Source organism: Xanthomonas sp. NCPPB 1754, from assembly GCF_041475725.2.
Taxonomy (GTDB): Bacteria; Pseudomonadota; Gammaproteobacteria; order Xanthomonadales; family Xanthomonadaceae; genus Xanthomonas; species Xanthomonas euvesicatoria.
Genome location: NZ_CM192982.1, coordinates 572123 through 583902 on the forward strand (window position 1 = coordinate 572123; position 11780 = coordinate 583902).

Consider the following 11780-nt stretch of genomic DNA (forward strand, 5'->3'; position numbering starts at 1 on the left):
TTCCCTGCAAACAATTGCAGAACTATCGCAGAACTTTGGGATAACCGCCGGTCCAACGCCAGCGCGACCATTGTCTGGGCTCTGGCACACTACGCCGCCCATGATTGCGCCGGCCCGTCCGGACCCGATGCCTATGAGACCAGCCGCACGCGTGCAGATCGTCCAACGTGCCTCCGGCGGCGGCCGGCCCGGTCGCCGCTGGTTGTGGCTGCTGCTGGCCATCGTGTGGCTGGCTTCGCTGGGCGGGGTGTGGTGGATGGCCACGCGCACGGCTGCACCGCGGCTGGTGAAGGCCGAGGCAGCGCTGCAGCAGGCGCAACGCAGCCAGGCCCAGCAACGTCGGCAGATCGAGCAGTTGCAGCAGCGCCAGGTCAATCTGGCGATGTCCGACAAGATCAGCCGCGCAGCCAATACCGAAGTGCAGGCCTCGCTGGCCGAGCGCGACGAGCAGATCGCCGCGCTGCGCGCCGACGTGGCGTTCTACGAGCGGCTGGTGGGCTCCACCGCGCAGCGCAAGGGGCTCAACGCGCACTCGGTGCAATTCACTGCCGAAGCCGGCGGCACCTGGAATTACAGCGTGGTGCTGACCCAGAACCTCAACCGCGGCGCGATCAGCCAGGGCCAGTTGCGCTTTGCGGTGGAAGGCGTGCGCGCCGGCAAGCTGGTGACGGTGAGCTGGAACGAGTTGCACCAGAAGCCCGATGCCGCCGGGCAGCCGTACTCGTTCCGCTATTTCCAGCAGCTGGACGGTAGCGTGATCCTGCCGAAGGATTTCACCCCGCAACGTGTCAAAATCTCCCTGAGCGGCGATGGGGCGCCGGTCAGTCAGACATTCGATTGGAAAGTCGCCGGCAATGGCGCGGGGGAGTAGCTCATGTTCGGAAACAAGTCCAACCGTGGTGCGCAGACCGTGGTCGATACCTTGATCGGGCCGCAGGTGGTCATCCGCGGCGACCTGATGTTCAGCGGCGGGCTGTATGTGGAAGGCCGCATCCTGGGCAAGGTGATCGCCGAAGACGGCGCCAGCGCGACCCTCACGGTGGCCGAGCAGGGCAGCATCGAAGGCGAGGTGCGTGCGCCGGTGGTGATCATCAACGGCCAGCTGACCGGCGATGTGCATGCGGCCGAGCGGGTCGAACTGGCCGCCAATGCGCGCGTGCAGGGCAATGTGCACTACCAGGTGGTGGAAATGAGCGCCGGCGCGCAGCTCACCGGGCGGCTGATCCATGCCGCGACGGCCGGCGCAACCGCGGCGCTGCCGGCGCCGGAAGCCGGCCGTGCCGAGCCGGCCACGGCGTTGCAGGCCGCAACCGCCGACGCCTGAGTGCGGCATGCGCGGTGAATGCCGCGGCAGCCGATGCGGCGGCCTGGCTTGAAGTAGGACCGTCTGGCCCCCATGCTGGCGCCATGAGTACGCTCGTTTCGCTTCCTACTGTCGCCCCGGCGCCGGACTACCAGTCCATCGACCGGCCACTGAACTTCTCCGTGGCCGCTGCCGCCAAGGTGCGCGAGCTGATCCAGGAAGAAGGCAACGCCGACCTGGCATTGCGCGTGTACATCCAGGGCGGAGGGTGTTCCGGTTTCCAGTACGGTTTCGAGTTCGACGAGAACCGCGCCGAGGACGATCTGGCCGTGGCCACCGATGGCGTGACGCTGCTGGTGGATCCCCTGAGCCTGCAATACCTGATGGGCGCCGAGGTGGATTACACCGAAAGCCTGACCGGCGCGCAGTTCGTCATCCGCAATCCCAATGCGAAGACCACCTGCGGGTGCGGAAGCAGCTTCAGCGTCTGATTGCCTCTGGATAGATGCGGATTGTTCGACGTATCTGGGCAAATGCGAATTGCTGGCGCTTAGCGCCTATTCCTGCAGGCACCTGCGTTGATGCCAAGGCGATTGCCGAACGTGTGATCGATCGCGGCAGGGCTGCGCGCTGTTTGCGTGAGATGTTGACCCGGCTCGCGCTGAGGTGGGCGTTGCAGGTGGCGGGACTGGCCGGTATGCCTCGCTCGCCTTGCAGTGCGCGCTGTGATGAGGGTGGTGCATCGCTTGTTGTGCGGCTGCAGTTCGTCGGCGACCGCCGGCCGCCATCACGATGAGGCGGCCAACCCGAGCTGCGCAGTGCGTACATGGCCGCCACTGGTCAGGCATGCGTGTGAGTGCTTCCACGTTGCCCAATGACTGCGGCAATGCTTCAAGACGATGACAGCGCTGTGCGCCACGTGGAGACGAGCGAACCGCGCGCGTCGTTGCGAGCCACGTGCGTAGTTGAAAATGCCTGCGTCCTGCGCGGCGCTGCAGGGTGCTTCAGCACGACGGCAGGAATGCAGCGAGTCGCTGGCGGTCGATCGCCGGGCACGCACCCGATTGCTTGGGCTGCGCCCGCAAGGCGGGCGATCTGCACGCGCGCGTAACGCGCCACGCCACTTTCTGCGCTGCAGGTTTCGCGGCGCGCGCGCCAGCTTCGTGCGTGCGCGATGGTGCGCAGATCCGGATGACCATACTGCGTGCGTGCTTACCGCTGGCGCCACGATATGCGCGTTTTCTCCAGGCATTGCCGCTTGTCCACGCTGATCCACCGCAGTCGTGTGCGACACCGTGCTGATGCGCATGCCATGCCTTGTGTCGATTCCACGCCTTGGTGCAGTGAGCGTTCCCGCTCGTTCCGCACCTGGATCGGGCACCGGCACCGATCCGGTGTCGGCTGATTGCTGCGCGTCTGTTCCGTCCTTCCCCAAGAGAGCATTACTTCATGTTGCAGATCAACTCCCGATCGGCGTTTGGCCTGGCGGCCATGTTGGGCATCGCCAGCGCAGTGCTTGCACCCGCCGCGCAGGCCGCGCCCGCGCGCGGTACCTTGCTTGCCAGCAATTTCCTGACCAGCTACAGCCGTGACGCGATCGGCGCGATGCTGGCCTCCGAGCCGCAGGCCGAACAGCCCAAATGCAATGTCCGTGTCGCCGAATTCACCTATGCAACCGTCGGTGTCGAAGGCGAACCTGCAACCGCATCTGGCGTGCTGCTGGTTCCAGATGGCGAGCGGTGCGTAGGGCCGTATCCGTTGCTCGGCTGGGGACGTCCGACCGGAACGGTTCGCACTGAGGAGCAGGCCAAGGACATCCGCGATGCCAAGGGCAACGACCCACTGGTCACGCGCCTGGCCAGCCAGGGGTATGTCGTGGTCAGCAGTGATTATCTGGGGCTCGGGAAGTCCAACTACGGTTATCACCCGTATTTGCACAGCGCGACCGAGGCGAGTGCGACCATCGATGCGATGCGTGCGGCGCGCAGTGTGTTGCAGCGCTTGAACACGCCGCTGTCCGGCAAGGTGATGCTGTCGGGTTATTCGCAGGGCGGCCACACGGCGATGGCCACCCAGCGTGAGATAGAGACGCATCTGTCCAAGGAATTCCATCTGGTGGCCAGTGCGCCGATCTCCGGGCCTTACGCGCTGCAGCAGACATTTTTGGACAGCTGGAGCGGCAGCAATGCGGTAGGCGAAAGCAGCTTCGGCATCATTCTGGGCAGCTATGCCATCGTCGCGATGCAGCACACCTACAAGAACATCTATCTGGAGCCCGGACAGGTGTTTCAGGAGCCGTGGACTGCCAAGGTGGAGCCGTTGTTCCCGGGCAAGCAAAGCCTGACCGATCTGTTTCTCGGCGACACCTTGCCAGGCATCGATCAAATCAAGGCGTATTTCCAGCCTGGCTTCTACCGCGACTTTGCCAGCAACCCCGCCAACCCGTTCCGCCAGGATCTGGCGCGCAACGATCTGCTGGCGTGGACGCCGCAAACTCCGACCTTGCTGTGCGGTTCGTCCAACGATGCCACCATTCCGCTCAAGAACGCGCAGACCGCCATCGCCAGCTTCAAGCGGCGTGGCAGCAACCAGGTGGCGTTGGTGGATATCGGCACCGGCAACTCCAGCGACAACTCGGCCTTCGCCCATCTGTTGACGAACGAGCCGTGCATCGTGGCGGTGCGGTATCAGCTGTTGGACAAGCAGCGCTGATACAGCGCTCGTTGCTTGACCCTGCCGAAGGGTTTGCAGGTGCGGGCGTATCCCAAGCCCGCACCTGCACCGTTCTTCACTGCAGCCGGTGCAGTGCACTGCCGTGACCACTGGCGAACGTGCGTGCGCTTGCATGGCCGCGCCTGCGCGCGGTCCCGTGATGGGGGCCGCGCGACCAGGCGTGAACCGCGTCCCAAGCCGGTGGCCAGCGCGGGCGGCGCCCGCGTCTGAACACGCACCGCAGGCACGCTCGGTCGAGTGCGTACGATGGTTGCAGGCGCTGCCGATTATCGGCAGGCTTGCGCCGATGTCAGAGTCTCTTTTTTCATCTTCCGGTTTTGCCTTCACCCACGCGCCGCTCGATCGCGGCGATATGTTGCGTGACGATCCCGACGCCCTGGCGCGTCTGTGGCCGCAGGGCCGTGTGCTGTTGATCGACGCCAAAGGCGCGGCGCTGGCCGATGCCGATGGCCAGCCATTGTTGCTGGATGGCGCCGAACTGGGCGACGGGCCGGAGGCTGCGATCTTCCTGGGTCTGCGCGATGCGGTGGGCTGGTTTTGTGTGCCGGCCGACATTGTCGTGGTGCAGGCGCCGCAGCGGATCGATCTGCGCCAGGCCGCCGCCGACTGGCCTGCCGAGATCGCTACCGCCTTCGCCTATGCACGCGCCATGTTGCACTGGCAATCGCGCACGCGCTTTTGCGGTGTCTGCGGCGGTGCGATCGCGTTCCGGCGCGCCGGCTTCATCGCGCACTGCACGCAATGCCAGACCGAGCATTACCCGCGCGTGGACCCGGCCATCATCGTGGCGGTCAGCGATGGAGCGCGCTTGCTGCTTGGTCGCCAGGCTAGCTGGGCCCCAGGACGTTATTCGGTGATTGCCGGGTTTGTCGAACCGGGCGAGTCGCTGGAGCAGACCGTGGCGCGCGAGGTGTTCGAGGAAACCCGCGTGCATGTACAGGACTGCCGCTACCTGGGCGCGCAGCCGTGGCCCTTCCCGGGCGCGCTGATGCTGGGCTTCACCGCGCGTGCCGCAGCGACCGAGGTGCCGCAGGTCACCGGTGAGCTGGAAGACGCGCGCTGGGTCAGCCATGCGCAGGTCAGCGCTGCGCTGGCCGGCGAGGGCGACATCGGGTTGCCGCCGCGCATTTCCATTGCGCGTGCGTTGATCGAGCATTGGCATCGTGCGCATGGCTGAGCCAGGCCGGCTTTTGCAGTGTTGCAGCGGCGCTCGCGTCCGCTCGGCTAGACTCGGCTGAGGAGGCCTGCCCATGTTCACCACCTTGGTTGCCGTCGTCGTCGCGCTCACGCTGGGCCATCTGGTACCGGCGCAGGTAGCCAGGCTGCGCAATTTCGCCTGGTTCGGCCAATGGCTGCGCCGGCTGGACGGTTACGCGGCCGGGCGCGGTGCGTGGCAAGGGCGCTATGGCGTGCTGCTGGCGGTGCTGCCGGCGCTGGTGGTGCTGCTGGTGCAGTGGCTGCTGGACGATGTCTGGCACGGTTTTCTGGACTTGCTGTTCGGCGTGGCGGTGCTGGCCTGGACCTGGGGCCCGCGCGATCTGGATCGCGATGTGGAAGCGGTCATCGACGCCGACGAGCCGCACACGCGACGCGAAGCGATTTCGCACCTGCAGGCCGCCGGCGGCAGTGTGCATGAAGATGCGCCATCGCTGGTGGAAGCGGTGGTGGTCAACGGCCTGCGGCGCTGGTTCGCGGTGCTGTGGTGGTTTTTGCTGCTGGGGCCGTTCGGCGCGGTGCTGTACCGGCTCACTGCGCTGGCGGTGGAAAGCCCGCTGGCCGTGTTGCTGCCGCCCCGCAATCTGGCTGGCGCGCGCTGGTTGCTGGCGGTGCTGGAATGGCCGGTAGCGCAGTTGATGACGATGTCGATGGCGCTGGTGGGTAACTTCGATACGGTGTTCCGCGCCTGGCGCGAGGCGCACGGCAATCGCTGGTCGCTGGAGCCGCATTTTCTCGGCGCGGTGGCGCGCGCCAGCGTCAGCGCCGAGCTGCGCGAGGAAGCGCACGACTACACAGATTCGGGCCTGGTACCCGTTTGGCGCCGCCTGCCGGAAGTCCGTGATGCAATGAGCCTGGTCTGGCGCGTGCTGCTGCTGTGGTTGGTGGTGCTGGCGTTGTTGGTGATTGCGGGGTGGGTGCGTTAGCGCCGCGCATGATGTCGTGCGAAAAAATGTGTAGCGCGCGTCCGCCTGGGAACCTCGGCGCATCGCGCTTGTTTGCGGTCTAACCCGGCGCCAGCAGCGTAAACGGGTACCACGGCAGATTCCTTGCGATCCAGTACATCGGCAATGCCCATAACCAGAACTTCGGTTCGGACATCACGGCCACCACGGGCAAACCAGCGTGCGCGCCAGCCGGCTTTCCAGGCGATCAGGCCGGGCAGGGTGAACAGGCCGAGCACGGCGGCCGGATTCATTGCGAAGGCGCCGGGCAGGTCAAAGTGGACCAGCGCATACAGTGCGCGGGTCATGCCGCAGCCGGGGCAATAGCAGCCGGTGACGGCGCGGAACACGCAGGGCGGGAACGGGCTGTTGCCCGCATTCGGATCGAAGCGATACAGCAACGACACGCCAAGGGCGGCCACGCTGGTGGCCGCCCCCAGTCCAAGCCAGTGGCGTGGACGCAGTTCCATTACTGCATGTGCTGCAACTGCTGCATGTAGTCCATGTAGCCCTGCATGCCGCCGGTGGCCACCATGCCGATGTTGATCAGCAGGCCGATCGCGGCCAGCACGCTGGTCACGATGCACCAGGTCTTGGCGGTGTTGGAGGCGCGACGTGCGCCGTCGATGTCGCCCTGGTTGAGCAGGCCGTTGACCTTGCTGGAAAACACGATCGCCACGATGCCGGAGATCAGCGCCGGGCAGCACAGGCAAAAGCCCAGCACGGTGGAAACGATCGCCCAGATCAGGTGATTCGGTACCGGGCCGGGCGCGGCGCTGGACGAGGGATGGATCGGCGGTGGCATGGCACTCATGGTGAAGCTCCTTGGGTGGTAAACAACAGCGAACTGATGGGTGAGTGGGGTGGATTATCGGGCGCCATGCGCGGCGGCGATGCGCCCGGTGTGCGCTGACGACGGCCGGATGACTCTCATGCGCGCTTTGGCGCGCGTGTGAGCCGGGGCCGGCGTGTCGGTCGCGGCAGCGGCGAGTAGCGTTGCGCGGTGCCGGAGGGCTGCTCGCGCAAGCGAACGGGCGCTCCACGCCTGCGCAGCGAACGAACGCGGTGGCATGCCCATCGCTGCCGGCACAGCCAGCCGCTGGAATGCATGACGCCCGCCGGTCACGGCAGACGCCTCAGGCGCGATGATGTTGAGCACAACGACGTCCCCCCGGTACGACCGGCCGCGTCCGCTTGGCGGCTGCGACGGCAAAGCGTGCAATGGCGCACAGGCTACTCGCGGCGCGCCATGGACGCAAAGCCTGCAACGGCCGGGCTCAGGGCTGATCCTGCCGCAGCGCGCGCACCTGTTGTTCGAGCAGCGCGGCACTGGCCTGATCGCCGGCAACCGCTGCCCCTGCCACCACGTCGATCTGCGCGCGCATCCGCCGCGGCACCCGCATGCGGCCCAGGCGCGTGTCGCGCCGGCTCCACATGCTCGACCACATGCCGCGCAGCGCCATCGGAATGACCGGCACGTTGCGGCGCTGCAGAATCTTTTCCACGCCGGATTTGAAGGGGGCGATTTCGCCATCCTTGGTCAACGCGCCCTCGGGGAAGATGCACACCAGCTCGCCATCGGCCAATGCGGCATCGATGCGGTCGAAGGCCTGCTGCATCAATGCGGGGTCTTCGCGCGCGCCGGCGATCGGGATGGCCTTGGCGGTGCGGAAGATCCAGCGCATGACCGGGATGCGGAAGATCTTGTAGTACATGACAAAGCGCACCGGACGCGGGATCACCGCCGACAGGATCAGCGCGTCCATGTAGCTGACGTGGTTGCACACCAGCAGGGCGGCACCCTCGTCGGGCACGTGCGCGTCGATGTTGCGCGCGCGCAGGCGGTACAACACGCTCACCAGCACCCAGCTGAGGAAGCGCATCAGGAATTCGGGCACCAGGGTGAAGATCCACAGTGCCACCAGCGTGTTGGCGATCGCCAGCGCCAGGAACACTTGCGGAATGCTCAGGCCCGGCAGCGGAATCCGCACCCCGAACAGCACCACCTGCGGCAACTGCAGCGCGATACCGATGACCGCCGCAGCCACGATGAACAACGAGTTCTGGATATTGAGCCCGGCGATCACGCGCGAGAGCTCGGCCTTGGGCGTGCGGCTCTGGATCAGCGCAAACAACGGCACCACGAACAGGCCGGTGAACAGGCCGATGCCGACCAGGTCGATGATCAGCCGCACGCTGCCGGGCTGCTGCACGAACTGGCCGATCGACAGGCCGGTGGCCGGCGCCGCGCCAGGCCGGGCGAAGTACAGGTCCAGCAGGAAGGCGCTGATGCCGAACGCGCCCAGCGGCACCAGGCCGATTTCCACGGTGCGGCCAGACAGGCGTTCGCACAGCAGCGAGCCGGCGCCGGTGCCGATCGAAAACAGCGCCAGCGCGAACACGTACAGGTCCTGCTGGCCGCCCAGGTTGAGCTGCGCATAGGTGGGCAGCTGCGCGGTCAGCACGGTGCCGATGAACCAGAACCAGGACACGCCCAACACCGCGTTGCGCACCGCCAACGTGCGCCGGGTCAAGCGCATGATGGCGCGCGATTCGGGGATGGGGTTCCAGTTGATTTTCAGCTCGGGCGCGCCGGCGTCGACGCGCGGTACCAGCCGCGCCACCAGGTTGCCGGTAACGGCAATTGCGATCACCGCTGTGGCGGCAGCCTCCGGCCCATGACTGCCGGCGATCTGGAAGATCAGCCCGCCGAAGATCATGCCGCACAGGATCGAGATCGAGGTGCCCATCTCGACCAGGCCGTTGCCGCCGGTGAGTTCTTCCGGCTTCAGCACCGACGGCAGGATCGAATATTTCACTGGCCCGAACAGCGTGGACTGCAGGCCGGTGCAGAACAGCGCAATCAGCAGGATCACCATGTTCTCGGTGATGAAGCCGACGGCAGCCAGCGACATGATCGCAATCTCCATCGTGGTGGTGATCACGATGAGCTTCTGCTTTTCCAGCTTCTCGGCGATCTGCCCGGCCAGCGCGGAGAACAGGAAGTACGGCAGGATGAACAATGCCGGCGCCAGGTTGGTATACAGCGTGCGCTGGGCGGCATCGATGCCGAGATAGAACAGCAGGCCGATGATGGCCTGCCGATAGACATTGTCGTTGAACGCGCCCAGCGCCTGGACAGCGAAGAACGGCAAGAAGCGGCGCTGCCTGAGCAGGGCGAACTGACTGTGACCGGACATGCAGTTTCCTTTGCGAACGCGCGCAGCCTAGCAGGCTTCCACGGCGTGCTGGTGGATGGCGGCTGCGTTCAGCGGCTTCTACGTGCCGGCGGCCTGCGTTGCGCGAGCTGGGCGCGCAGCAAGGCCACGAAGGCGCGTGCGGCCGGGCTGGGATCGGGCCGCCACACCGCGTAGGTCAGAAAGCGGTAACGCTCCTTCAAGGCCACCGTGACCACGCCGTGCATGGCCCCGGCCATGGTCTGCGGGACGATGCCCACGCCCAGGTTGGCGGCGACCAGTTCGCGCACCAGATCGGCGTGGGTGACTTCGTACTGCTGGCGTTGCCGCAGGCCCCCGTGCGCAAACGCAGCATCGATGATGCCGCGCACGCCGGCACCGGGAACCAGCCCGGCCATCGGTTCGTCGTCAAGCTCGGCCAGTGCCACCCGTTTGCGTGCGGCAAAGCGGTGGCCCGGTGCCACGATCAAGGCCAAGGCCTCTTCATGCAGCAGCAGGCGCTGCGCCGGCACCGCAAGCTGCGGGCCGACCCCCACCAGGGCGACATCCAGCCGGCCTTCGCCCAGATCGTGCAGCAAGGCCTCGCTCATGGCGGTGCGCAGATGCACGTCCACCCGCGCATGCGCGCTGCGGAACTGCTGCAGCAACGCCGGCAGTTGCACGGTGGTGAGCGAGGAAATCTGCCCCAACGCCAGCCGCCCGCGCACGGTACCCAGGGCCTGCGCCATTTCCTCGTGCAGGCGCTCGGCAGCGCGCAGGGTCTGGCGGGCGTTGTGCAGGAACACCTCGCCGGCGGCGGTGGGCCGCACCTGGCGGGTGCCGCGTTCGAACAGGCGTGCGCCGAAGGTCTCTTCGATCTTGGCGACCTGGTGGCTGAGCGCCGATTGCACGGTGTTGCAGCGGCGCGCAGCAGCGGTGAAGCCGCCTTCTTCGGCCACGGCAATGGCAAATTCCAGTTGGCGCAAGGTCAGCATGCAATCTCGAAAAAAGATGGCGACGGTGAAAACAATACATTGGAAAGATGCGTGTCGGCTGCCCACACTGTGCACATTCCTTGACCAGGCAGCAGCCATGCAGACCGAGCCCACCTCCCACCCGCCCTTGCCCCGTCGCCTGGTGCTGCTGATGGCTGCCGCCACCGGGTTGGCGGTGGCGAGCAATTACTACGCCCAGCCTCTGCTGGAAACGCTGGCGCAGGCGTTCGGCATCCAGGTGCGCAGTGCCGGTGCGGTGGTCACCGCGGCGCAGCTGGCTTACGCGGCAGGGTTGCTGTTGCTGGTGCCGCTTGGCGACCGGCTGGAGCGCCGCGGCCTGATCGTGGGCCTGTTCGTGCTGAGCGCGCTCGGGCTGCTGGTGAGCGCCAGTTCGCACAGTTTTGCGATGTTGCTGGTCGGCACCATCGTGACCGGCGCCAGCTCGGTGGCGGCGCAGATCCTGGTGCCGTTCGCCGCCACGCTGGCGGCGCCCCACGAGCGTGGCCGGGTGATCGGCACGGTGATGAGCGGGTTGCTGCTGGGGATCTTGCTGGCGCGCACCGCGGCCGGCGTGCTGGCCGGTGTCGGCGGCTAGCATACGGTGTACTGGATCGCCTCGGTCGCGTTGTTGCTCACCGCCGGGCTGTTGTGGCGCGGGCTGCCGCGCCATCCCGGCAACGCGCAACTGGCGTATCCGCAGTTGGTGGGCTCGGTGCTGGCGCTGCTGCGCGACGATGCGGTGCTGCGTTCGCGCGCGGTGCTGGGCGGGCTGATCTTTGCAGGATTCAGCATGTTCTGGACCACGCTGGCGTTTTTGTTGTCCGGGCCGAGTTATGGCTATGGCACTGCGGTGATCGGCTTGTTCGGCCTGATCGGTGCGGCCGGTGCACTGGCGGCCAATCGTTCCGGGTATTGGTCCGATCACGGCCATGGCGACCGCGTGAGCTGGGGCGGGCTGGCGATGTTGCTGCTGTCGTGGGGCTTGCTCGCGTTTGCGCCGCAGTCGATCGGGCTGCTGATCGTCGGCGTGCTGCTGCTGGATATCGCAGTGCAGGGCGTGCATATCGCCAACCAGAGCGTGATCTATCAGCGCAACCCGGCGGCGCGCAATCGCATCACCTCGGCCTACATCACCTGCTATTTCATCGGTGGTGCCGTGGGGTCGACGTTGGGCACGGCCGCGTATGCGCAGGCCGGGTGGATGGGTGTGGTGATCGGCGGCGCGGTACTGGCTGCAGCGGCACTGGGTTGGGTGGGGCTGAGCGTGGCGCGCAGGCAGTGGAAGTGAGCGTGGCCGGTGGGGCGACGACGCAGCGGTTGCACGCAGTGGCGAATACGCGGCATGGCCGTGTTCGACATCGCTTACCGCATCGAGGCTGCATGTACGGCGCGGCGCCCATGCCTGTCGACCGCT

General features: G+C 66.5%; 9 protein-coding genes and 2 pseudogenes. 7 read left to right on the forward strand and 4 right to left on the reverse strand.

The features are described from left to right. The first annotated feature begins 133 nt into the window (after positions 1-133). The 6 genes from ACCQ15_RS02535 to ampE all read left to right on the forward strand — a co-directional run bounded on the left by ACCQ15_RS02535 (position 134) and on the right by ampE (position 6177). On the forward strand, positions 134-871 hold the full coding sequence (locus ACCQ15_RS02535) for a DUF6776 family protein (RefSeq protein ID WP_033478798.1): 738 nt from the start codon (positions 134-136) through the stop codon (positions 869-871). Between the two features lie 3 nt (positions 872-874). Then, entirely contained in the window at positions 875-1324 is a 450-nt protein-coding gene (locus tag ACCQ15_RS02540) for a bactofilin family protein (protein WP_014089198.1), read from the forward strand. Positions 1325-1407: 83 nt separating this feature from the next. Next, entirely contained in the window at positions 1408-1794 is a 387-nt protein-coding gene (erpA, locus tag ACCQ15_RS02545) for an iron-sulfur cluster insertion protein ErpA (protein WP_008574005.1), read from the forward strand. Between the two features lie 958 nt (positions 1795-2752). Continuing rightward, positions 2753-4015: a lipase family protein gene (locus ACCQ15_RS02550; protein WP_372381174.1), complete on the forward strand. Its 1263-nt coding sequence runs from the start codon at positions 2753-2755 to the stop codon at positions 4013-4015. A gap of 307 nt (positions 4016-4322) precedes the next feature. Further along, positions 4323-5213: an NAD(+) diphosphatase gene (gene nudC / locus ACCQ15_RS02555; RefSeq protein ID WP_372381175.1), complete on the forward strand. Its 891-nt coding sequence runs from the start codon at positions 4323-4325 to the stop codon at positions 5211-5213. Positions 5214-5286: 73 nt separating this feature from the next. Continuing rightward, the gene (gene ampE, locus ACCQ15_RS02560; protein WP_011346190.1) at positions 5287-6177 is read left to right on the forward strand and encodes a regulatory signaling modulator protein AmpE; all 891 of its coding nucleotides are present in this window, start codon (positions 5287-5289) and stop codon (positions 6175-6177) included. A gap of 79 nt (positions 6178-6256) precedes the next feature. Here the strand turns inward: ampE and ACCQ15_RS02565 are convergent. The 4 genes and pseudogenes from ACCQ15_RS02565 to ACCQ15_RS02580 form a co-directional block, all read right to left on the reverse strand. Continuing rightward, positions 6257-6665 (reverse strand): annotated as a pseudogene (locus ACCQ15_RS02565) (DUF2752 domain-containing protein). Then, positions 6665-7009: a CD225/dispanin family protein gene (locus ACCQ15_RS02570; RefSeq protein WP_005920117.1), complete on the reverse strand. Its 345-nt coding sequence runs from the start codon at positions 7007-7009 to the stop codon at positions 6665-6667. Before ACCQ15_RS02570 ends, ACCQ15_RS02565 begins: the two are co-directional and overlap by 1 nt. Positions 7010-7472: 463 nt before the next feature. After that, positions 7473-9395, reverse strand: coding sequence for an MFS transporter (locus ACCQ15_RS02575; RefSeq protein WP_078538382.1), 1923 nt, complete (start codon positions 9393-9395; stop codon positions 7473-7475). Positions 9396-9463: 68 nt separating this feature from the next. Beyond that, positions 9464-10366, reverse strand: a complete 903-nt coding sequence (locus ACCQ15_RS02580) for a LysR family transcriptional regulator (protein WP_218489639.1) — start codon at positions 10364-10366, stop codon at positions 9464-9466. A 97-nt stretch (positions 10367-10463) separates the two neighbouring features. Between ACCQ15_RS02580 and ACCQ15_RS02585 the strand changes: the two are divergent. Further along, positions 10464-11654, forward strand: a pseudogene (locus ACCQ15_RS02585) (MFS transporter). Positions 11655-11780 lie beyond the last annotated feature (126 nt).

Bases quoted from the DNA above. Each gene is read 5' to 3' on its own strand.
- ACCQ15_RS02535 (WP_033478798.1), top strand. From the start codon at position 134: ATGAGACCAGCCGCACGCGTGCAGATCGTCCAACGTGCCTCCGGCGGC.
- ACCQ15_RS02540 (WP_014089198.1), top strand. From the start codon at position 875: ATGTTCGGAAACAAGTCCAACCGTGGTGCGCAGACCGTGGTCGATACC.
- erpA (WP_008574005.1), top strand. From the start codon at position 1,408: ATGAGTACGCTCGTTTCGCTTCCTACTGTCGCCCCGGCGCCGGACTAC.
- ACCQ15_RS02550 (WP_372381174.1), top strand. From the start codon at position 2,753: ATGTTGCAGATCAACTCCCGATCGGCGTTTGGCCTGGCGGCCATGTTG.
- nudC (WP_372381175.1), top strand. From the start codon at position 4,323: ATGTCAGAGTCTCTTTTTTCATCTTCCGGTTTTGCCTTCACCCACGCG.
- ampE (WP_011346190.1), top strand. From the start codon at position 5,287: ATGTTCACCACCTTGGTTGCCGTCGTCGTCGCGCTCACGCTGGGCCAT.
- ACCQ15_RS02570 (WP_005920117.1), bottom strand. From the start codon at position 7,009: ATGAGTGCCATGCCACCGCCGATCCATCCCTCGTCCAGCGCCGCGCCC.
- ACCQ15_RS02575 (WP_078538382.1), bottom strand. From the start codon at position 9,395: ATGTCCGGTCACAGTCAGTTCGCCCTGCTCAGGCAGCGCCGCTTCTTG.
- ACCQ15_RS02580 (WP_218489639.1), bottom strand. From the start codon at position 10,366: ATGCTGACCTTGCGCCAACTGGAATTTGCCATTGCCGTGGCCGAAGAA.